Annotated in this window: 19 protein-coding genes; 13 read left to right on the top strand and 6 right to left on the bottom strand. The window is 69.2% G+C overall.

The genetic code is table 11. The annotated features are described in order from the left end of the window. Positions 1 to 3 precede the first annotated feature (3 nt). A complete protein-coding gene (locus ACGVWT_RS00910; protein ID WP_315462179.1) occupies positions 4 to 1089 on the bottom strand; it encodes an anhydro-N-acetylmuramic acid kinase in 1086 nt (361 codons plus the stop codon). Positions 1090 to 1227: 138 nt separating this feature from the next. Between ACGVWT_RS00910 and rimO the strand changes: the two genes are divergently transcribed. The 5 genes from rimO to ACGVWT_RS00885 all read left to right on the top strand — a co-directional run bounded on the left by rimO (position 1228) and on the right by ACGVWT_RS00885 (position 6595). Next, on the top strand, positions 1228 to 2553 hold the full coding sequence (rimO, locus tag ACGVWT_RS00905) for a 30S ribosomal protein S12 methylthiotransferase RimO (RefSeq protein ID WP_315462180.1): 1326 nt from the start codon (positions 1228 to 1230) through the stop codon (positions 2551 to 2553). Between the two features lie 75 nt (positions 2554 to 2628). Beyond that, complete coding sequence (locus ACGVWT_RS00900) at positions 2629 to 2742, top strand: ATP-binding protein (RefSeq protein WP_315462181.1); 114 nt, start codon at positions 2629 to 2631, stop codon at positions 2740 to 2742. Positions 2743 to 2748: 6 nt separating this feature from the next. Then, positions 2749 to 3786 (top strand): AAA family ATPase, encoded by a 1038-nt coding sequence (locus ACGVWT_RS00895; RefSeq protein WP_315462182.1) that lies wholly within the window; start codon positions 2749 to 2751, stop codon positions 3784 to 3786. Between the two features lie 30 nt (positions 3787 to 3816). Next, positions 3817 to 5229, top strand: coding sequence for a serine hydrolase (locus ACGVWT_RS00890; RefSeq protein WP_394425092.1), 1413 nt, complete (start codon positions 3817 to 3819; stop codon positions 5227 to 5229). A gap of 1 nt (position 5230) precedes the next feature. Continuing rightward, positions 5231 to 6595 carry a M17 family metallopeptidase gene (locus ACGVWT_RS00885; RefSeq protein ID WP_315462184.1) on the top strand — a complete coding sequence of 455 codons (1365 nt, stop codon included), beginning with the start codon at positions 5231 to 5233 and terminating at the stop codon, positions 6593 to 6595. Between the two features lie 66 nt (positions 6596 to 6661). On the opposite strand, the gene ACGVWT_RS00880 is transcribed toward ACGVWT_RS00885, so the two are convergent. From ACGVWT_RS00880 to tpiA, 3 genes are all read right to left on the bottom strand, one after another. Continuing rightward, positions 6662 to 7027, bottom strand: a complete 366-nt coding sequence (locus ACGVWT_RS00880) for a glyoxalase superfamily protein (protein WP_315462185.1) — start codon at positions 7025 to 7027, stop codon at positions 6662 to 6664. 99 nt (positions 7028 to 7126) lie between these two features. Then, complete coding sequence (locus ACGVWT_RS00875; protein WP_315462186.1) at positions 7127 to 7888, bottom strand: energy transducer TonB; 762 nt, start codon at positions 7886 to 7888, stop codon at positions 7127 to 7129. Between the two features lie 59 nt (positions 7889 to 7947). Continuing rightward, complete coding sequence (tpiA, locus tag ACGVWT_RS00870; protein ID WP_116462224.1) at positions 7948 to 8694, bottom strand: triose-phosphate isomerase; 747 nt, start codon at positions 8692 to 8694, stop codon at positions 7948 to 7950. A 128-nt stretch (positions 8695 to 8822) separates the two neighbouring features. Between tpiA and ACGVWT_RS00865 the strand changes: the two genes are divergently transcribed. Beyond that, a complete protein-coding gene (locus ACGVWT_RS00865; protein WP_315462187.1) occupies positions 8823 to 10763 on the top strand; it encodes a peptidylprolyl isomerase in 1941 nt (646 codons plus the stop codon). 1 nt (position 10764) lies between these two features. Beyond that, complete coding sequence (trpE, locus tag ACGVWT_RS00860; RefSeq protein ID WP_315462188.1) at positions 10765 to 12267, top strand: anthranilate synthase component I; 1503 nt, start codon at positions 10765 to 10767, stop codon at positions 12265 to 12267. 173 nt (positions 12268 to 12440) lie between these two features. On the opposite strand, the gene ACGVWT_RS00855 is transcribed toward trpE, so the two are convergent. Beyond that, a complete protein-coding gene (locus tag ACGVWT_RS00855) occupies positions 12441 to 12872 on the bottom strand; it encodes a hypothetical protein (RefSeq protein WP_315462189.1) in 432 nt (143 codons plus the stop codon). A 163-nt stretch (positions 12873 to 13035) separates the two neighbouring features. On the opposite strand from ACGVWT_RS00855, the gene ACGVWT_RS00850 reads away from it, so the two are divergent. From ACGVWT_RS00850 to lexA, 6 genes are read left to right on the top strand one after another with little or no spacing between them, the layout of a single operon-like run. Then, complete coding sequence (locus tag ACGVWT_RS00850) at positions 13036 to 13620, top strand: aminodeoxychorismate/anthranilate synthase component II (RefSeq protein WP_315462190.1); 585 nt, start codon at positions 13036 to 13038, stop codon at positions 13618 to 13620. Beyond that, on the top strand, positions 13617 to 14612 hold the full coding sequence (trpD, locus tag ACGVWT_RS00845; protein WP_063685274.1) for an anthranilate phosphoribosyltransferase: 996 nt from the start codon (positions 13617 to 13619) through the stop codon (positions 14610 to 14612). Before ACGVWT_RS00850 ends, trpD begins: the two co-directional genes overlap by 4 nt. Next, positions 14609 to 15385 carry an indole-3-glycerol phosphate synthase TrpC gene (gene trpC, locus ACGVWT_RS00840; protein ID WP_315462191.1) on the top strand — a complete coding sequence of 259 codons (777 nt, stop codon included), beginning with the start codon at positions 14609 to 14611 and terminating at the stop codon, positions 15383 to 15385. Before trpD ends, trpC begins: the two co-directional genes overlap by 4 nt. Next, positions 15382 to 15849 carry a cyclic pyranopterin monophosphate synthase MoaC gene (gene moaC, locus ACGVWT_RS00835; protein ID WP_315462192.1) on the top strand — a complete coding sequence of 156 codons (468 nt, stop codon included), beginning with the start codon at positions 15382 to 15384 and terminating at the stop codon, positions 15847 to 15849. The genes trpC and moaC overlap by 4 nt, the downstream gene beginning before the upstream one ends. Positions 15850 to 15853: 4 nt before the next feature. Next, a complete protein-coding gene (locus ACGVWT_RS00830) occupies positions 15854 to 17035 on the top strand; it encodes a molybdopterin molybdotransferase MoeA (protein WP_315462193.1) in 1182 nt (393 codons plus the stop codon). A gap of 58 nt (positions 17036 to 17093) precedes the next feature. After that, positions 17094 to 17786: a transcriptional repressor LexA gene (gene lexA / locus ACGVWT_RS00825; RefSeq protein WP_315462194.1), complete on the top strand. Its 693-nt coding sequence runs from the start codon at positions 17094 to 17096 to the stop codon at positions 17784 to 17786. A 423-nt stretch (positions 17787 to 18209) separates the two neighbouring features. Here the strand turns inward: lexA and ACGVWT_RS00820 are convergent, their stop codons facing one another. Further along, complete coding sequence (locus tag ACGVWT_RS00820; RefSeq protein WP_315462195.1) at positions 18210 to 20291, bottom strand: ComEC/Rec2 family competence protein; 2082 nt, start codon at positions 20289 to 20291, stop codon at positions 18210 to 18212. Positions 20292 to 20350: the final 59 nt, after the last annotated feature.

Raw genomic sequence — 20350 nt, 5'->3', positions numbered from 1 at the left:
GCGTCAGGGCCGGTCGATACGGCCGCCCGGCAGCGGATGTGGCACGCCGGTCGTGCCGGGAAAGCTGATCGGCAGGCCCTTCAGCGTCCGCACCGCCATATAGGCGAAGCCCTCCGCCTCCATCGCGTCGCCATCCCAGCCGAGCGTATCGCTGGCTTCCGGTGCGATGCCGGTGCGCTCGCCGATCATACGCAGCAGCGTCGGGTTGTGACGGCCACCGCCCGCGACGATCAGGCGCTTCGGCCGAGCGGGCAGCTGGTCCAGAGCCTCGGCCACGGTCGCGGCGGTAAAGGCGGTCAGCGTCGCCGCCCCGTCCGCCGCCGACAGGCCGCGCGCCGGCTGAATGGTGAAATCGTTGCGATCGAGGCTCTTGGGCGATGGCGCGGCGAAATAGGGATGGTCGAGCATCGCGGTCAGCACCGCCTCGTCCACACGCCCCGACGCGGCAAGCGCACCATCGGCGTCGTAACGCGCGCCGGTTTCCGCTTCGACCCAGCTGTCGATCAGGCCGTTCGCCGGCCCGGTATCGAAGGCGACCAGATCACCATTCGCGCCGACGAAGGTGACATTGCCGACGCCGCCGAGGTTGAGCACCGCGACCGGCCGCTCCAGCCCGGCCGTCAGCGCGGCATGATAGATGGGGAGCAGCGGCGCCCCCTGCCCGCCCGCCGCCACGTCGGCGCTGCGCAAGTCGCTGACCACCGCGATGCCGGTGGCGCGCGCCAGCACCGCGCCGTCGCCGATCTGCCACGTCCAGCCGCGATCGGGCCGGTGTGCGACGGTCTGCCCGTGATAGCCGATCACCGCCACGTCCGCCGCCGCCACGCCGGCATCGCGCAGCAGCTTGTGGACGGCAAAGGCATGCGTCCGGTCGATCAGCTCGCCCGCCGCGACGATATCGGGCGAGGCGCGCGGCCGATCGAAGGTCAGCGCCAGCGCGGTCGCCGCGGCTAGCTGTTCGCGCGCCGCATCCGAATAGGGCTCGCCGCGAAAGGCCAGCGCCCGCACCTCTCCCTCGCCGTCCGTATCGATCAGCGCCGCGTCGATCCCGTCGAGCGACGTCCCGGACATCAATCCTATTGCCAGCATGCACGATCACTCCCGTTGGTTCGATGTGGCGGCTGCGCGGCAGGCTGTCGAGCGGCATCGGCCTTGGATGCGACGAACGGTCGCCCCTGCCGCACCATCTGGCAAAAGCGCGCGAAATCGACTATGTGGCGCGCTCTCATGGCAACTCGTCTTCCTTCTCCGCCGCGCGTCGGCATGGTGTCGCTTGGCTGTCCCAAGAATCTGGTCGACAGCGAACGCATCCTCACCCAGCTGCGCGCCGACGGCTATCAGATGTCCGCCGATTATGCCGGCGCCGACGTCGTACTGGTCAACACCTGCGGCTTCCTCGATTCCGCCAAGGAAGAAAGCCTGGAGGCGATCGGCGAAGCGATCGCGGAAAACGGCCGCGTGATCGTGACGGGCTGCATGGGGAAAGAGGCGGAGGTCATCCGCGCCCGCTTCCCGCAGGTGCTCGCCGTCACCGGCGCGCATCAATACGAACAGGTGGTCGAGGCGGTACATGAGGCCGCGCCCGCAAACCTGTCGCCCTATATCGACCTCATCCCCGACGCCGGCCTGAAGCTGACGCCGCGCCACTACAGCTATCTGAAGATTTCGGAAGGCTGCAACCACCGCTGCTCCTTCTGCATCATCCCGTCGCTGCGCGGCGACCTCGTCAGCCGCCGCCCCGACGCGATCCTGCGCGAGGCGGAGAAACTGGTCGCCGCCGGGACGCGCGAATTGCTGGTCATCAGCCAGGACACCAGCGCCTACGGCATCGACATCCGTAAGGAACCGCGGATGTGGAAGGGGCGCGAGGTCGTGCCGCACATGACCGATCTCGCGCGCGAGCTCGGCCAGATCGCGCCCTGGGTACGGCTGCACTATGTCTACCCCTACCCCCATGTCGATCAGGTCATTCCGCTCATGGCGGAGGGGCTCGTGCTCCCCTATCTCGACATCCCGTTCCAGCATGCCGCGCCGTCGGTGCTGAAGGCGATGAAGCGCCCGGGCAACGACGCCAAGGTGTTGCAGCGCATCCACCAGTGGCGCGAAATCTGTCCGGACATCGCGATCCGATCGACCTTCGTCGTCGGCTTCCCCGGCGAGACCGAGGCCGATTTCCAGTATCTGCTCGACTGGCTGGACGAGGCGCAGCTCGACCGCGTCGGCGCGTTCCGCTTCGAGCCGGTCGAGGGTGCCGCCGCCAATGCGCTGCCCGATCCGGTGCCGGAGGAGGTCAAGGAAGAGCGCTATCAGCGGATCATGGAAAAGACCGCCGCGATCAGCGCCGCAAAGCTCGCCGCCAAGGTCGGCCGCACCCTGCCCGTCATCATCGACGAGGTCGGCGAGGAAGGCGCGACAGGCCGCAGCCAGGCCGATGCGCCCGAAATCGACGGCCAGGTCTTCCTGCGCGACGCCGCCCATCTGTCGGTCGGCGATATCGTGCCGGTAACGATCGAGGACGCCGACGAACACGACCTGTACGGCGTGCCGGCGTAAGCACTTAGCGGTCCGCGCTGGACGTCGCAGCGTTCCCCTGCAAGGATCATCGGTCTGCGGCGGGAGACGACGGCGATGATGACGCGGCTCGCGATCGGCGGCTATCGTTCGATCCGCGACCTTACGCTGGAGCTGTCGCCGCTAACGATCGTCACCGGACCGAATGGTTCGGGCAAATCCAGCCTGTAGCGCGCGTTGCGTCTGCTGGCCGACGTAGCGCAGGGCCGGCTCATCGCCTCGCTCGCCCAGGACGGCGGACTGGCGTCGGTGTTATGGGCTGGTCCAGAGACGATCAGCCGCGACATGCGCGCCGGGCGCGTGCCTGTGCAGGGAACGGTGCGGACCGGACCGGTCAGCCTCAGGCTGGGTTTCTCCGGTCCCGACTTCGGTTATGCGATCGATATTGGGCCGCCGATCCCAGGCACCGGCTTCGCGGGCGATCCTGAGATCAAGGTAGAGGCGATGTGGACGGGCGAAAGGCTCGGCCGCGCCAATGCCTTCGCCGAGCGTCGAGGGCGCGTCGTCAACCTGCGCACGGCCGACACCGGCGAATGGCGGCGAAGCCCCATCGACCTGTCAGGCTTCGAATCGATGGTCACGCACGCGGCCGATCCCGTCGATGGCCTGGAGTTGCTGCTGATGCGTGAGCGCATGCGCAACTGGCGCTTCTACGACAGCCTGCGCACGGATATGGACGCGCCGGTTAGACGGCCGCAGATCGTCACCTACACGCCCGTCATGGCGGGCGATGGATCGGACCTCGTTGCCGCGATCGCGACCATCCAATTCTTTGGCGATGGGGAGGCATTGGCAGCCGCGATTGACGACGCCTTTCCCGGGTCGACGATCACGCTTATCGGTGGCGAGGGCGTTCGTCCGTCGTTTGGCCTGCGCCAGCCGTGTATGCTTCGGGCGCTCGACGCACGCGAATTATCCGATGGCACCCTGCGGTACGTCCTGCTGGTCGCAGCGTTACTGTCGCCTCGTCCGCCCGAACTGATGGTGCTGAACGAGCCTGAGGCGAACCTCCACCCCTCTTTGCTGCTGCCGCTCGCCCGGCTCCTCACCGCCACCGCCCGCTCCTGCCAGATCATCGTTGTCTCCCACAGCAGCGCTTTGCTCGATGCGTTGCGCGCCAGCGGCGACGTCGGCGACATCGCGCTGGAAAAGGAATTGGGCGAAACGCGCACGCAGGATCGCTTCGGCCCGCAATGGGCGTGGCCGAAACGCTGACGTCGATTTCACTTTCGCCCATCGCGGCCAATGTGGCAGCTAGGCGCGATGAAGCTCCCGACATTCGCCGCAGCCTGTGCGCTCGCCATCGCTCCCGCAGCGGTGCAGGCGCAGGCGCTCTCCCCCACCGAACTCGCTGCGGTCGACAAGGTCGTCGCCGATGGCCTCGCCGCCACCGCCACGCCGTCCGCGCAGGTTGCGATCGTGCGGGGCGGCAAGATCGTGCTGGTCAAGGCCTATGGCGAGCAGGCGAAGGGCGTGCCCGCTCACACCGACGCGCCGTATCAGATCGCGTCGATCTCGAAACAGTTCACCGCCGCGGCGCTGCTGCTGCTTGCCGATGACGGCAAAGTGTCGATGGACGATACCGTCGCCAAATGGCTGCCCGGCATCAGCGGCGGCGATAAAATCACCATCCGCCAGTTGCTCAGCCACACCTCGGGCCTGCAGGATTACTGGCCGCAGGACTATAGCTTCGCCGCGATGGAAAAGCCGACGACGCCGCAGGCGATCGTCGATCGCTGGGCGAAGAAGCCGCTCGATTTTGCGCCGGGCACGCAGTGGCAATATTCGAACACCGGCTATGTCGTCGCCGGCATGATCGCCGAAAAGGCGGCGGGCGAGCCGCTGATGACGTTCCTGCAACGCCGCATCTTCGCGCCCCTGGGGATCAAGGCGATCGATCAGGACAAGGCGGTCGGCAAGGGTTTTCCCGTCGGCTATCACCGCAACGCTTTGGGCCCGGTCCGCGCCGCGCCGCCACCCGCGGAGGGCTGGCTGTTTGCCGCGGGTGAGCTGTCGATGAGCGCCGCCGATCTCGCGAAATGGGACGTCGCGCGCATGGATCGCAGCCTGCTGCCCGCCGCCGACTGGGCCGCGCAGGAAAAGCCGGTGCTGCTCAACGACGGCAGCACGACCAATTACGGCCTGGGCGTCAGCCTCGGCAAGCGGGCGGGCGTGCCCTATGTCGAGCATAGCGGCGAGGCGGTCGGCTTCCTATCCGAAAACATCGTCTTCCCCGAACAGAAAGCGGCGGTGGTCGTACTGACCAATGCCGATTTCGGCGACGCCTTCGTCACCATCGCCAATGGCATCGCGAAGGTCGTGCTGCCCGCAACGGCGGATGCGGCGGAAGTCCAGAAGACAGCGCAGGCCCGTGCGCTGTTCGATTCGCTGCGGTCCGGCACGCTCGACCGATCGAAGCTGACGCCTAATGCGTCCTATTATTTCACGCCGCAGGTGCTCGCCGACTATAAGAGCAGCCTCGCGCCGTTGGGCGCGCCGACCAGCTTCGAACTCGCCGGACCCAAGCGCTTGCGCGGCGGCTTCGTCCAGCGGCGCTATACCGTGACCTATCCCGACCGGAAGCTGTCGATCGCGACCTTTGCGGAACCCGATGGCGCGCAGCGCTACGAACAATTCCTCGTGTTCCCGGCCAACTGACATGCCCGATACCCTGCTGCAGCCCGACCGTGGCCAGGCCGCCCGCACGATCGACCTGATCGCTCCCGATGCCTATGACGCGTGGCTGGGTGGCCAGCCGCAGCGGGTGCGCACCGCGCTCGCCGCGCAACGCTTCACCGGCAAGGCGGGCAGCGCGGCGGTGTTCGTCGACGAGGACGTGCATGGCATCGCCATCGTCTGTGCCGCCGACCCGTGGTCGCTGGCCAAGCTTGCCGAAACGCTGCCCGCGGGCACCTATCGCGTCGCGGGCGAGATCGGCCCGGCGGCGCTCGGCTGGGTGCTCGGCCAATATCGCTTTGATCGCTACCGCCGCCCCGACGACACCGGGCCCCGAATCCTGCTGACCCGCGACGCGGCGGGGATCGAGGAGGTGCTGCGCATCGCCGCCGCGACCGCCCTGGTCCGCGACCTCGTCAACACCGGCGCCGGCGATTTGGGGCCGGCCGAGCTGGAAATGGCCGCGGAGAAGCTGGCGCGCGAGCATCATGCGGCGCTGACCGTCACGCGCGGCGACACGCTTGCCGCCGACTATCCGATGATCCACGCGGTCGGGCAGGCCGCGGTAAAGGAACGCCATCCGCGCCTGATCGAGTTGGAATGGGGCGACCCCACCCATCCGCGCATCGCATTGGTCGGGAAGGGCGTGGTGTTCGACACCGGCGGTCTCGATATCAAGCCGTCCGCCGGCATGCGGCTGATGAAGAAGGATATGGGTGGCGCGGCGCATGCGCTGGCGCTGGCGAGCCTCGTCATGGCGGCACGGCTGCCGGTGCGGCTCCACCTGCTGATCCCGGCGGTGGAAAATGCGATCGCCGGCAACGCCTTCCGCCCCGGCGACGTGCTGCGCAGCCGCGCGGGGCTGACGGTCGAGAACACCAATACCGACGCCGAGGGACGCCTGATCCTGGGCGATGCGCTGACCAAGGCAGGCGAAGGAAAGCCCGAACTCATCCTCGACTTCGCGACGCTGACCGGCGCGGCCCGCGTCGCCCTCGGCCCCGATTTGCCGCCGCTGTTCACCGACGACGAGGATCTGGCGCGCGATATCCTGGCCGCCGGCGATGCGCTCAGCGATCCGCTGTGGCGCATGCCGCTGTGGAGTGCGTATGACGACATGTTGAAGTCGGACATCGCCGACATGGTCAACGCGCCCGACGGCGGCTTCGCCGGTGCCGTCACCGCCGCGCTGTTCCTCCGCCGCTTCGTGCCGCAGGATGTCGCCTGGGCGCATATGGACGTCTTCGCCTGGCGCCCCAGCGCCAAGCCCGGCCGACCGAAGGGCGGCGAGGCCTATGCTCTGCGCGCCTGTTACGCTGTGCTGAAGGCGCGCTATCCGCGCACCTGATGCCGTCACGATCGTCATCCCCGCCTCCGCCGGGATGACGCTGGGGGGCTAGGCAGTCAGGTCAGCCTACATCCGCTCGCCCACATCGATCCGGTTCCCGTCGGGATCGGCGAAGACGAAAGCCCGCTGGCCATACGCCTTGTCCGCCAGTCGCTTGATGATCCGCACGCCCTGCCCCTCCAGCCAGCGATACAGCGCATCGGCATCATCGACAAACAGGTGCATGACGTTGGCGGTCGACGCCGCATGATCGGCCTTGCGGGTCAGGTGAATTTCCGCGGCATCCTTCTTCAGCACCGCAAAGCCCACCGGATCGCCGTTTTCGAAGACGGTCGTGAAACCCAGCACGCCGCCATAAAAGCGCAGGGCTGCTTGCATATCGCGCACGCAGATCGTCGGCGCCGCGCGCCCGAACGTGACCGGCTCATCCATCGCAAATCATCCTGTCGGGCAGCGGCGGCGGTGCGCATGCCGAGTGATGGAGCGGTGTCCGTCGTCTAGCTGCGCTGCGGGGCGCGCATTGTCAACGCATCACCGGTCGGTCGCGGGCGGGTCGATATCCCATTGCTGGTCGCGCAACACGGTCGACGCCACGGGCTTGCCCGCCGCATCGCGCCACGGATCGTAGCGGAAACGCTTCTCGATCGCCCGGCACGTCGCCTGATCCATCAGCGCATTGCCGCTCGACTGCGCGATCCGGCAATTGGTGACGTGGCCATTGGTCTCGACCCGGTAGCGGACGCTCACCACGCCGCGAAAGCCGGTGTCGAGGATCGAATCGGGAATGTCCGATCCCTTGATTCGCCCGTTGATCAGCCGCGGTACGCGTTCCCAGCCGCTGCCGTCGCCATCGCCGTCGCCGCCCGCGCCATTGCCGTTGCCAATCCCGCCGGCGCCCGTGCCCGGGCCCGGCTTGTCCGACGCGCCGGAGGTCGCCTGCACACCGATATTGGGAAGCGGCGCGACGATGACCGGGGGCGGTGGCGCAACCTGGATGACCGGCACCGGCGCGGTCACTTCGGTCGCCTTGGAGCGCAGATTGGGCGGAGAGGCCTTGCCGCTTGGCCGGTTGATCTTCTTGGGCGGCGGCACCACGCGTTCGGGCGGCGGCGGATCGGGCATGACGGTAAAGGTCGCCAACGCCTGCTGCACCGCCTGCGGCGCTCCACGAAAGGCCAGCCCCATCACCAATGCATAGCCCAATGCCGCCACGACGCCCCCGGTCAGGAGCGCCGCACCAATCCGCTCGCGCCGTGAAGCGCCGTATTGCGAAGGGCCATAGGTCGTCACCATGCGACAGATGATGTCGCATGGCGCCTTTCGCAACGCTGACTGGCAGCCTCAGTCGGGCGTTACAGCGTCGCCGCCGCCTCGATGATCGGCACGAACTTCGCCGCGGTCAGGCTCGCGCCGCCCACCAGCGCACCGTCGACATTTTCGCAGGCGAGGATCGTCGCGGCATTATCGCCCGTCACCGATCCGCCGTACAGGATGCGGATCCCGTCCGCCGCGTCGCCGACCAGCTGGCGCAGCTTGGCGCGGGCGATCGAATGGATCGCAGCGATTTGGTCCAGCGTCGGCGTGCGGCCGGTGCCGATCGCCCAGCGCGGCTCGTAGGCGAGCGTAAACCAGCTGCCATCGGCATTGTCGGGCACCGATTTCTCGATCTGCGCCTGCACCACGCGCTCAGCGCGGTCGGCGTCGCGCTCGGCCTCGGTCTCGCCGCAGCAGGAGATGACGTGCAGTCCCGCACGCCGCGCCGCCGCCGCCTTCGCCCAGGCGTCATGGCTGGTTTCGCCCTGGTCCGCCCGGCGCTCGCTATGGCCGACGATGGTGAAGCGCGCGCCGGCCTCAGCGACCATGCCCGCCGAGACGCAACCGGTATGGGCGCCGCTGTCCGCCTCGTGCACGTCCTCGGCGCCGATCGACAGGCTGGGCACCCGTTCCGCCGCGCCCGCGATCAGCGTGAAGGGTACGGCAACCGCCACGTCCACACCCGGCGCTGCCTCTGCCGCGGCGGCGATCGCGTCCAGTTCGGCGAGCGCCGCACGCGACCCGTTCATTTTCCAGTTTCCCGCCACGAACTTGCGCCGAGTCATCCGACCTCCCGTCCTGCCTTATCATTCGTTTTACACGTTAAACGCGTCATGCCTGCCCGCGCGCTTGATGGCAAGGCACTGCCCCCCTAAAGCGTGGACCAAATCTTTCAGGGACGATCGGCCACTCCATGCTCAGCTTTTTCCGCCGGATCATCAATTCCAAGGCCGGCGTCGTCGTCACCTTCATCGTGCTGGGCGTCATCGCGCTGGCCTTCGCCGCGGGCGACATCACTGGCCTCGCCGGCAACGGCCCCAGCCTGTCGGGCGGCAGCGTCGCCACCGTCGGCGGCACGAAGATCTCGCCCGCCGAGCTGCGCCAGCGCGTGCAGACCGAGCTGGCGGGCGCCCGCCAGCGCATTCCGACGCTGACCATGGAACAGCTGCTGGAACAGGGTGGCCTGCAATCCACGCTGGACCGCGCCGTCAACGGCGTCGCGCTGGAACGCTTCGGTCAGGACCAGGGCATGGTCGTCAGCAAGCGGTCGATCGACGGCGTCATCGCCGGCATCCCCGGCCTGCGTGGCCCCAACGGTCAATTCGATCCCGTCCGCTATCAGCAGCTGCTCGCCGACCAGAAGCTCACCGACGCGCAGGTCCGCACCGACATCGCGCGCGACATCATCGCGCAGCAGCTGATGCTGCCGACACAGGGCGCCACGCAGGTGCCGCAGAAGGTCGCGCTGCCCTATGCCTCGCTGATGCTCGAAAAGCGGTCTGGCCAGATCGCCTTCGTCCCCGCTTCCGCGCTCGCTGGCGGCCCGGCGCCGACCGACGCCGAACTGCAGGCCTTCTATCGCCGTAACGTCGCGCGCTTCACCGTGCCGGAACGCCGCGTGATCCGCTACGCGCGCGTCACGCCCGAGATGGTGAAGGCCGCCGCCACCCCGACCGATGCCGAGGTCGCCGCCGCCTACAAGAGCCAGGCGTCGCGCTTCGCTGCCGCCGAAAAGCGCACGATCGCACAGGTCGTGGTCGCCGATCAGGCCGGTGCCAACGCCATCGCCGCCAAGGTGAAGGGCGGCACCGCGCTGACCGACGCCGCCCGCGCCGCCGGCCTGGAAGCCGCGACGCAGACCGCCGTCACCAAGTCGGCCTATGCCGGCACGACCAGCACCGCGATCGCCGACGCCGCCTTCGCCGCGCCGCGCGGCGGCGTGATCGGCCCGGTGCGCGGGCCGCTCGGCTGGGTCGTCGCCAAGGTCGAATCGATCGAACAATCGCCCGGCAAGACGCTGGAACAGGCGCGCCCCGAACTGGTCGCGGCGCTGTCGAAAGACAAGCTCGCCCGCGCCCTGTCCGACGTGCATGACAAGCTGGACGATGCGCTCAGCAAGAGCGCGACCTTCGACGAGGTGACCGCCGACCAGAAGCTCAGCGCCACCACCACGCCCGCGCTGCTCGCCAACGGCACCAACCCCGATTCGCCCGGCACCGCCGCCGATCCGGCGATCGCTCCGATCGTCGGTGCCGCCTTCCAGATGGCGGAGGGCGACCCCGCGCAGCTGGTGCCGACGGGCCAGGACGGCAGCTTCGCCGTCGTCGCGCTCGGCCGCGTCGTTCCCGCCGCGCCGCGCCCGCTGGATCAGGTGCGCGCACAGGTCGCCGCGGACTATGCCGCCGATCGCGCCCGCGCCGCCGCGCGCAAGCTCGCCACCGACATCCTCGCCAAGGTGAACAAGGGCACGCCGCTGGCGCAGGCGATGGCGACCGCCGGCCGTCCGCTGCCGCCGGTCCAGCCCGCCGTGGCGACGCGCGCGCAGCTTGCGGCCGCGCAGGGCCAGGTGCAGGCGCCGCTCGCGCTGATGTTCGCGATGGCCAAGGGCAATGCCAAGCTGCTCGAAGCGCCGAACAACGCCGGCTGGCTGATCGTCAAGCTCGACCAGATCGTGCCGGGCGACGCCAAGGGCGTACCGCAGGCGGTGGCCGGCGCCCGCGCCAGCATCGCGCAGCTCGTCGGCCGCGAATATGCCGAACAGTTCGCCCGCGCCGTCCGCAACGCCGTCGGCGTGAAGACCGATGCGGCCGCGCTCGCCAAGGTGCGCGCCGATCTGACCGGCGCTGGCAACTGAGATGAGCGCCAGCGCCGCGGCGATCGCGACCCTCGCCGCCGGGCGCCCGGCGTTCGTCTGGCGGCGGCAGGTCGCCGATACCGAAACGCCGGTCGCCGCCGCGCTCAAGCTGATCGAGCCGGGCCGCGGCGACTTCCTGCTCGAATCGGTCGAAGGCGGCGCGACGCGCGGGCGGCACAGCCTGATCGGCCTCGCGCCCGATCTCGTCTTCCGCGCGCATGGCGACACGGCCGAGATCAACCGCCACTGGGCGACCGATCGCGACGCCTTCCAGCCGACCGGCACGCCGACGCTTGCCGCGCTGCGCGCGCTCGTCGCCGAATGCCGGGGAGACGTGCCTGCAGAGCTGCCGCGCGCGCTCGCCTGTCTCGTCGGCTATTTCGGCTATGAGACGATCGGCCTCGTCGAGCGCCTCGATGCTCCTGCCGCCGATCCGCTCGGCCTGCCCGACATGCTATTCGTCCGGCCGACGGTGATCTGCGTCTTCGACCGGCTGGCCGATGCGCTCTATCTGGTCGCCCCGGTGTGGCCCGATGCCACGCGCTCGCCGGAGAAGCTGGTCGCCGCGGCGGAGGACCGGCTGGACGACGTCGCCGCCCGCCTCGCGCATACCATGCTGCCGGCGCCCGTCACGGCGCCCCCCGAAGAGCCCGCCTACACACCCGTCATCGCGCCGCAGGACTATGCGACGATGGTCACCCGCGCGCAGGACTATATCGCCGCGGGCGATATTTTTCAGGTGGTGCTGGCGCAGCGCTTCTCCGCGCCCTTTGCGCTGCCGCCGTTCGAACTGTACCGCAGCCTGCGCCGCATCAATCCCTCGCCGTTCCTCTATCACCTCGATCTGCCCGGCTTTGCGCTGATCGGATCGAGCCCTGAAATCCTCGTCCGGGTCCGCGACGGTCAGGTCACCATCCGCCCGATCGCCGGCACCCGCCCGCGCGGCAAGACCGCGGCTGAGGATGAGGCGAATCGCGAGAGCCTGCTCGCCGATCCCAAGGAACGCGCGGAGCATCTGATGCTGCTCGACCTCGGCCGTAACGACGTCGGCCGTGCGGCGGCGCCGGGAACGGTGCGCGTGACGTCGAGCTACGGCGTCGAATTGTACAGCCATGTCATGCACATCGTCTCGAACGTGGTGGGCGACCTGTCCCCCGCCGCCGACGCGATCGACGCCCTGTTCGCCGGCTTTCCCGCCGGAACGGTCAGCGGCGCGCCCAAGGTGCGCGCTTGCCAGGTCATCGCCGAACTCGAGCCGGAACGGCGCGGCGCCTATGCCGGCGGCGTCGGCTATTTCTCGCCGGACGGATCCATGGATTCATGCATCGTCCTGCGCACCGCGATCGTAAAGGACGGCACGATCCACGCGCAGGCCGGCGCCGGCATCGTCGCCGACAGCGTGCCGGCGTACGAACAGCGTGAGTGCGAGGCGAAGGCTGGGGCGATCCTGGCGGCGGCCCGCGACGCCGTGGCGCGCGCGGCTGAGGGGCGGTTCGGGCAGTAGACCGTCTTGGCGGTACTCCGCCGGCCCCGCTGTCAGCTTAATCCGCCCTCCGCCCATTATCCGTCATCCCAGCGAAGGCTGGGATCTCCCGGTTAGAGCGCACGCCGAAAGCCGCAAAAGACCCCAGCCGTCGCTGGGGTGACGAGCTAGGTCAGGAAACGAAGTCTCCCGCCTCAGGGAATCTGCGCCTGCGCATCGCGCTGCGCGCGCCGCTCCGCCGCCCACTGGCGGTTCTGCATCAGCGCACAGCCGCTCTGACCACCGGTTCCGACGGGCGAGCACGTATCCGGCAACCCGGCCGCGGCGCGACCGATCTGGTCCTGCACCGCCACCTTGTTCGACCATGCCTGGTTCTGCGCCGGGATCGGCCCGCTGTCGCGGAACTGCTTCGGGATGCGATAGGGCTGGTCGAGCGTCGAGCACACGACGATCTCGGTCGACGTGCTCTGCGGGCACTTCTGTCCCACCCCCAGCGTCACGCTGCGCACCCGCTGCGGCGGCGAGCCTGCTTCCGCCGTACCGTCCGTCCCCGTGGCGGGGGCGGTCTGCGCGGAAGCGACCGCCGGCAGGGCGATGAGAACGGCGAGCAGCAACGGGCGGATCATGACGGGCACTCCTTCAGGTCGTTCAACGTGCAGCCGCCGCCATGGCTCCCGCCGGCGTGGCATGGTTTTTCGGGTCTAACCGAACCGACATTGCTACAGGATTGCCGCGACGCAAGAGGGTGCGACAGGTTGCACGCCCGCGCTCTTCGGCTATGGCGGCGCGATGATCCTCGTCGTCGACAATTACGACAGCTTCACCTGGAACCTCGTCCACTACCTCATGGAGCTGGGCAGCGAGGTCGAGGTGGTGCGCAACGACGCCATTTCGGCGGGGCAGGCGCTGTCGTCGGGCGCCAGCGCCTTCCTCATCTCGCCCGGCCCGTGCACCCCGACCGAGGCGGGCGTCAGCCTCGATCTCGTTGCGGCGGCCGCGGATGCCGGGCGTCCGCTGCTGGGCGTGTGCCTGGGCCATCAGGCGATCGGCCAGCATTTCGGTGGCAAGGTGGAGCGCGGCGGGCTGATGCACGGCAAGACCTCTGCGGTCGAACATGACGGCACCGGCCTGTTCGAAGGGCTGCCCTCGCCCTTCATGGCGACACGCTATCACAGCCTGATCGTCAACGACGTGGCCTCGCCCCTGGTCGTCAACGCGCGCACCCAGGATGGCATCGTCATGGGCTTCCGCCACGAACGCCTGCCGATCCATGGCGTGCAATTCCACCCGGAAAGCATCGCGACCGAACACGGCCATGCCATGCTCGCCAACTTTCTGACGATCGCCGGCATTCCGGTGCGCGAGCGCCCGTGACCAGCGTCGTCTTGCTTCCCGATCCATCCTCGCCACTGTCGCGCGAAAGCGCGGCGCAGGCGTTTGCGGATATCCTCGATGCCCGCGTCTCGGCAGAGGCAATCGGCGACTTCCTGCTGGCTCTGTCCGATCGCGGCGAAACCAGCATCGAAATCGCCGAGGCCGCCCGCGCGCTGCGGGCCCGCCTGATCCCGATCGCCGCACCCGACGGCGCGATCGACGTCTGCGGCACGGGCGGCGACGGGCATCATACGCTCAACGTCTCGACCGCGGTCGCGCTGGTCGTCGCGGCTTGCGGCGTGCCGGTCGCCAAGCACGGCAACCGTGCCGCCTCCTCGAAAGCCGGTGCTGCCGACACGTTGGAGGCGCTCGGCCTCGACATGGAGATCGCCGGCGCGACGGCGGAGGCGAGCCTCGCCGATATCGGCATCGCCTTCCTGTTCGCCGCCAACCACCATCCGGCGATGGCACGGATCACGCCGATCCGTCGCCGCATCGGCAAACGCACGATCTTCAACCTGATGGGGCCCCTCGCCAATCCGGCGCGCGTGTCGCACCAGCTGATCGGCATCGCCCGCCCCGATTACGCCGGTCTCTATGCCGAGGCGCTGGAACAGCTCGGCACCGCACGGGCCGCGGTGATTTCGGGCGAAGAGGGCCTCGACGAACTCTCCACCGCCGGCCCCAGCCTCGCGGTGAATGTCGGCAGCGCGGCGCTGCCATCGCGCATCACGCCGGAAGACGCCGGCCTGCCCCGCCACCCGCTCGCCGCCATCCGCGGCGGCGATCCGGCCTATAATGCCGCCGCGCTGCGCCGCCTGCTCGATGGAGAGGCGGGCGCCTATCGCGACGCCGTGCTGCTCAATGCGGCGGCGGCGCTTGTCGTCGCCGACCATGCACCCAATCTCACTGCGGGCGCACAGGCCGCCGCCGAAGCGCTCGACGCCGGCCGCGCCGCCGCGCTCCTCGACCGCTGGATCGCCTACCGATGACCATTCTGTCCCGCATTATCGAAACCAAGCGCGCAGAGGTTGCCGCGCGCAAGGCGACGATCAGCCTCGCCGATCTCGATGCGCGCATCGCCGCGGTGACGAAGCCGCGCGGTTTCCGCGCCGCGCTCGACGCGAAATCCGGCCATGCGCTTATCACCGAAATCAAGAAGGCCAGCCCATCCAAGGGGCTGATCCGCGCCGAGTTCGATCCGCCCGCCCATGCGCGCGCCTATCAGGCGGGTGGCGCGGCCTGCCTGTCGGTCCTCACCGACGAACAATGGTTCCAGGGCAGCGACGACTATCTGATTGCCGCCCGTGCCGCCTGCGACCTGCCCGTGATTCGCAAGGATTTCATGGTCGATCCCTGGCAGGCGACCGAAAGCCGCTCGATCGGCGCCGACGCCATCCTCATCATCGTCTCTGCGCTGGACGACAATCAGATGGCGGAAATCGAGGCCTCGGCGCTCGATTGCGGCATGGACGTGCTGGTCGAGGTGCATGACGAATCCGAACTGGAACGTGCGCTTCGCCTCAAGTCGCGGTTGATCGGCGTCAACAACCGCAATCTACACGATTTTTCGGTCAACTTCGCCCGCACGTACGAGCTGGTCGGCAAGGCGCCCAAGGGCTGCACCTTCGTCGCCGAAAGCGGCCTCGAAACCCGCGCCGACCTCGACGCGATGGCGCAGCACGGCGTGCGCTGCTTCCTGATCGGCGAGGCGCTGATGCGCGCCGACGACGTCGAGGCCGCGACGCGGGCACTGGTCGGGTGAGTCGCCTCACCCATCTCGACGCAGACGGCGCCGCGCATATGGTCGACGTCGGCGACAAAGCGGTGACGCAGCGTCGCGCGGTCGCGACCGGCCGCATCGCCATCGCCTCCGACGCCCTCGCCGCGATCCGCGACGGCGCCGCGAAGAAGGGCGACGTGCTCGCCGTTGCCCGCGTCGCCGGGATCATGGCGGCAAAGAAGACTGCGGACCTCATCCCGCTCTGCCACCCCTTGCCGCTGACCCGTGTCACGCTCGACCTGACGCTCGACGATGCCGGCATCACCGCCACCGCGCTGACTGCCACCGACGGCAAGACCGGCGTCGAGATGGAGGCGCTGACCGCCGTCTCGGTCGCGCTGCTCACCATCTACGACATGGCGAAGGCGATGGACCGCGCGATGACGATCTCCGACATCCGACTGCTCGAAAAGGCCGGCGGCGCCTCCGGCGACTGGCGCGCCTGACGCCATGGCGCTGCTGCCGATCGACGAAGCCCAGGCGCGCCTGTTCGCGCGCGCAGCGCCGGTCGAGACCGAAACCGTGCCGCTCGCCGCCGCCGCCGGCCGCTGGGCGGCGGACGACATCGCCGCCCGCCGCACCCAGCCCGCCAGTGATTTGTCGGCGATGGACGGCTATGCGATCCGCTTCGCCGACCTGCCCGGCCCGTGGACGCTGGTCGGCGAAAGCGCCGCCGGCCGGCCCTTTGCCGGCACCGTCGGCGCTGGCGAGACCGCGCGTATCTTCACCGGTGCCGCACTCCCCGACGGCGCCGACACGGTCATGATCCAGGAGGAGGTCGCGGCCTCCGGCACCACGATCCACCTGACCGGCGAAGGTCCAGCGACACTCGGCCGCAACACCCGCCGCCGCGGCCTCGACTTTCACGCCGGCGATCGCCTGATCGCGCGCGGCGAGCGGCTGACGCCCGCGCGCATCGCCGTCGCCGCGACGGGCGGCATCGGCACGATCGCGGTCCACCGCCGGGTGCGCATCGCCATCTGCGCCACGGGCGACGAATTGGTCGATCCGGGCACCGGCGGCGACCCGAGCGCGCTGCCCGAATCGAACCGGGCGATGCTGGCGGCCCTGCTCGCCGATCTGCCGGTCGAGCTGATCGACCTCGGCATCCTGCCCGATGACCTCGATCGCCTGCGCGAAGCCTTCGCCCGCGTCGACGCAGACCTGCTCGTCACCACCGGCGGCGCGTCGGTGGGCGACCACGACCTCGTGCGGCCGGCGCTGGAGGCGGCGAGCGGCGTCATCGATTTCTGGCGGATCGCGCTGCGGCCGGGCAAGCCGATGATGGCGGGACGGCGCGGCGCGATGCAGGTGCTCGGCTTGCCGGGCAATCCGGTATCCGCCTTCGTCACCGCCATACTCTTCGTCAAACCGTTGATCGCGCACCTTTCTGGTGCCGCGGACCCGCTGCCGCGCAGCACGATGGCGATCCTGGGCGAAGACCTGCCCGCCAATGGCGCGCGCACCGATTATCTGCGCGCGGAACTGCGCGACGGCCGCGCCTATGCCTCGACCATTCAGGACAGTTCGATGCTGCTGACGCTGGCGCGCTCACACTGCCTGATCGTGCGACCGATCGATGCCCCCGCGGCGCGCGCGGGCGACTCGGCGGAAATCCTCGTCATCGCTTGACGCCCCACGAATTGTTCCCTAGAAGTTCCGCGTCTGTTCTGACGGGGAAGGACCGCTTATGCTCACGCGCAAGCAGCACGAGCTTGTATGCTTCATCAACGACCGGCTCGAGGAGACGGGCATCTCGCCGTCGTTCGAGGAGATGAAGGACGCGCTCGACCTCAAGTCCAAGTCCGGCGTCCACCGCCTGATCAGCGCGCTGGAGGAGCGCAACTTCATCCGCCGCCTGCCCAACCGTGCTCGTGCGCTCGAAGTGCTGCGCATGCCGGAACGCTCCGAACGCAAGGCGCCCGAAACGCCCGCGCTCGCGGCGCCGCCGAGCGCTCCGGCCACGGGCAATGTGCGTCCCGCCCCCTCGCCAGCAAATGACGTCGTCGAAATCCCGCTGCACGGCCGGATCGCCGCCGGCGTGCCGATCGAGGCGTTCGAAGGCAGCTCGATGCTCGCCGTCCCCGCGGCGTTGCTCGGCACCGGCGAACATTATGCGCTCGAGGTCTCCGGCGATTCGATGGTCGAGGCCGGCATTCTCGACGGCGATTACGCGCTGATCCGCCGCACCGACATCGCCCGCGATGGCGAGATCGTCGTTGCGTTGATCGAGGACAGCGAGGCGACGCTCAAATATTTTCGTCGCGAAGGCGCGATGATCCGGCTCGATCCCGCCAACCGGGCCTATGAACCCCAGCGCTACGTCCCCTCGCACGTCCGCGTGCAGGGCAAGCTGTCGGGCATCCTTCGCCGCTACGACTGATGCAAGGCCGCCGCGGCGACGGGGCGTACGACCCTGTCGTTCGTGTGACTTTTGTGACTTTCAAACGGCCCCTTCGACGTCCCGTTGAGGGGGGCGTATCAGGATTTTAGATTCTTTGCCCGCAGGTTAGGACGGTAACGCCAGCCGTCTCTGGAGTTTGATCCATCGCCGTTGAACCAGGCGTCATCCCAGCGAAGGCTGGGATCTTCCGATGATAGCGGGCGACAGGAGCCGCAAGAGGCCCCATCTTTCGCTGGGGCGACGGCTCTGTGGAAATGGGTCAGGCTCTAAGGCGGTATGACATCAGGTTGATCAAGTGGCATCATCGCGAGCGGAGCGAAGCAAGGGGCGGCTCAGCGTTGGGCCCTCCTACTACAGAGCGGCATGCCCGTCGCGAGGGATCAGCGCGCCGGCATGGCGTGATCAGAACGGGATCGCCGGCGTGGTGCCCTCCGTCCTCGGCGGCGCCACCTTTGCCCCGACCAGCCACGGATGCCGATCCCCGGGGTGCATCACCGTGCGCACCCGCCCGCTCGCCAGGGTCAGCATGACGCCACCGGTCCGTCGCAACACTGGCGCATCAAGCCGCAGCCAGCGCGGCCGGCACGCACGCGGCAGGCGCCGGTCGCTCACCACCACATCCGCCGCCTGACAGGCTACAACCAGGTCCTTCCACGCAAGTTGGTAACCGCTGCGGGTCGCCAGCACCCGAAACCGGCGCCCCTGCCCGTCGATCGTCGCCACGCACGCATCGCGGCTGCACCGGGCCTCCGGCAGATCGTCGAGCAGCCATGGCTCGCCATCGGTCCCGCCATTTTCGGCGAGCATCGCCCGCGTATAGTCCCCGGCACGATCGCGCAGCAGCGCCAGCCGACCGCCCACCCGGATCGCCATATGTCGCCCGTCCCCCGTCACCAGTAGGTCGGGTGGCGGGGTCGACGCCGCCCAGACGGCGCCGACGACGATCGGCAGCACGCCGACCCAGCGCACCCGCGTATTCCACAGCGCCAGCCAGAGCCCACCGGCGATCATCGCCAGAAACGCCCCCATTGGCATCGACGGCACCGCCAGCGACGCGCCCGGCGCATCCGCCACGACATGCGCCAGCCACAGCAGCGCCCGCAACGGCCCGTCGGTCAGCCACCACAAAGGCCCGCCCAGCCCGATCGTGTCGAGCAGCAACGCGCCCGCCTCCAGCGGCATGACGACGAACGTCGTCAGCGGAATGGCGATGATATTGGCGGCAGCCCCGTACAGGCCCGCCTTATGGAAGTGATAGACCGCGATCGGCATCAGCGCCGCCTCGACCACCACGCCCGTCAGCAGCAGCGACCCGAGCCCGCGCAGCAAACGCCGCGTGCGCGACTCCTCGCGCGGCTCGAACCATCCGCGCACCCGCGGATGCTCATGGAGCGCAACGATCGCCACGATCGCGGCGAACGACAGCTGGAAGCTCGGCCCCACCAGCGCTTCCGGCCGCACGGCCAGCACGACCATCGCACCTGCCGCAACCAGCCGCAGCGTCATCGCCTCCCGCCCCATCGCCAGCGCCGCCAGCACCAGTAGCGCGGCGACGCACGACCGGATCGTGGGAACCTGAGATCCGGTGAGCAACGTATAGCTGATGGCAGCCAGCGCCCCCATCCCCGCGGCGACCAACGGCAACCGAACGCGAATGGCGAGCCACGACCACAGCGCCAGCAGCCGCAACGTCAAGACCATCGTCGCCGCCACCGCCGCGGTGATGTGCAGCCCGCTGACCGACAGCAGATGCGCGAGTCCCGCACGCCGCATCGCCTCCGCATCGCGCTCGCTGATCGCCCCCTCGTCCCCGGTCGCCAGCGCCGCCGCGATGCCGCCCCGGCTCCCTTCCAGCCGATCCGTGATATGGGCAGTCAGGCGCCGCCGCAGGCTGCCCTCCGACGCGCCGGGCGACAGCAACTCCACCGGCGCGAACCCCCGTCCGGTCGCGCCAATTCCGGCGAACCACGCCGCCCGCGCGAAATCATAGGCTCCCGGCACCGACGCCGCAGCCGGCGGCATCAGCCGCGCCCGCAGCCGGATCCGCGCCGCCTCACCCAACCCCTTCGGCACATCGTCGGTCGACAGGTTGACCCGCACCCGCGGCGGCAATCCCAGCCCCGGATCGCTCTCGATCGTCAGCCGCACCAGATCGCGCGCGACGAGCGCCTCCATCCCGGTCACCCGCCCGGTCACGACGGCGACGACCGGCCGCGCCAGTACCGGTGCCGCGACCTGCTCCGCGCGCCACCACGCGGCCGCCACGCCCGCCGCGACCATAATACCGCCGACAGCGACGCTATGCGCCGCCCGCCCGCCCCGCCCGATCGCCGCCGCAGCGCAGGCCATGGCCAGCGCCGCCAGCATTGCGGCGATCCACTGGTTCGGGTCGGGCATCAGGAACCAGCCGCCGGCGCCGGTCCCGAACGCAACCGTCACCCACAGCGCAATACGATCGCGTTCCGCGTCCAGCCACGCTTCCATACGATCGCGCAACCGATGCCACCCCCGGGGCATTTGAAGGCGCACGGAGCGCGTGCTAG

It is taken from the genome of Sphingomonas sp. S6, from assembly GCF_043498045.1.
GTDB lineage: Bacteria > Pseudomonadota > Alphaproteobacteria > Sphingomonadales > Sphingomonadaceae > Sphingomonas.
This window is presented reverse-complemented; position numbering and strand designations above follow the sequence as displayed.

Excerpts from the sequence above, each read along its gene's own strand:
- ACGVWT_RS00865 (WP_315462187.1), top strand. The coding sequence starts at position 8,823 with ATGCTCAGCTTTTTCCGCCGGATCATCAATTCCAAGGCCGGCGTCGTC.
- ACGVWT_RS00880 (WP_315462185.1), bottom strand. The coding sequence starts at position 7,027 with ATGGATGAGCCGGTCACGTTCGGGCGCGCGGCGCCGACGATCTGCGTG.
- tpiA (WP_116462224.1), bottom strand. The coding sequence starts at position 8,694 with ATGACTCGGCGCAAGTTCGTGGCGGGAAACTGGAAAATGAACGGGTCG.
- ACGVWT_RS00820 (WP_315462195.1), bottom strand. The coding sequence starts at position 20,291 with ATGGAAGCGTGGCTGGACGCGGAACGCGATCGTATTGCGCTGTGGGTG.
- ACGVWT_RS00910 (WP_315462179.1), bottom strand. The coding sequence starts at position 1,089 with ATGCTGGCAATAGGATTGATGTCCGGGACGTCGCTCGACGGGATCGAC.
- ACGVWT_RS00900 (WP_315462181.1), top strand. The coding sequence starts at position 2,629 with ATGATGACGCGGCTCGCGATCGGCGGCTATCGTTCGATCCGCGACCTT.
- ACGVWT_RS00830 (WP_315462193.1), top strand. The coding sequence starts at position 15,854 with ATGGCGCTGCTGCCGATCGACGAAGCCCAGGCGCGCCTGTTCGCGCGC.
- ACGVWT_RS00850 (WP_315462190.1), top strand. The coding sequence starts at position 13,036 with ATGATCCTCGTCGTCGACAATTACGACAGCTTCACCTGGAACCTCGTC.
- rimO (WP_315462180.1), top strand. The coding sequence starts at position 1,228 with ATGGCAACTCGTCTTCCTTCTCCGCCGCGCGTCGGCATGGTGTCGCTT.
- trpE (WP_315462188.1), top strand. The coding sequence starts at position 10,765 with ATGAGCGCCAGCGCCGCGGCGATCGCGACCCTCGCCGCCGGGCGCCCG.
- ACGVWT_RS00855 (WP_315462189.1), bottom strand. The coding sequence starts at position 12,872 with ATGATCCGCCCGTTGCTGCTCGCCGTTCTCATCGCCCTGCCGGCGGTC.
- lexA (WP_315462194.1), top strand. The coding sequence starts at position 17,094 with ATGCTCACGCGCAAGCAGCACGAGCTTGTATGCTTCATCAACGACCGG.
- ACGVWT_RS00875 (WP_315462186.1), bottom strand. The coding sequence starts at position 7,888 with ATGGTGACGACCTATGGCCCTTCGCAATACGGCGCTTCACGGCGCGAG.
- ACGVWT_RS00885 (WP_315462184.1), top strand. The coding sequence starts at position 5,231 with ATGCCCGATACCCTGCTGCAGCCCGACCGTGGCCAGGCCGCCCGCACG.
- trpC (WP_315462191.1), top strand. The coding sequence starts at position 14,609 with ATGACCATTCTGTCCCGCATTATCGAAACCAAGCGCGCAGAGGTTGCC.
- ACGVWT_RS00890 (WP_394425092.1), top strand. The coding sequence starts at position 3,817 with ATGTGGCAGCTAGGCGCGATGAAGCTCCCGACATTCGCCGCAGCCTGT.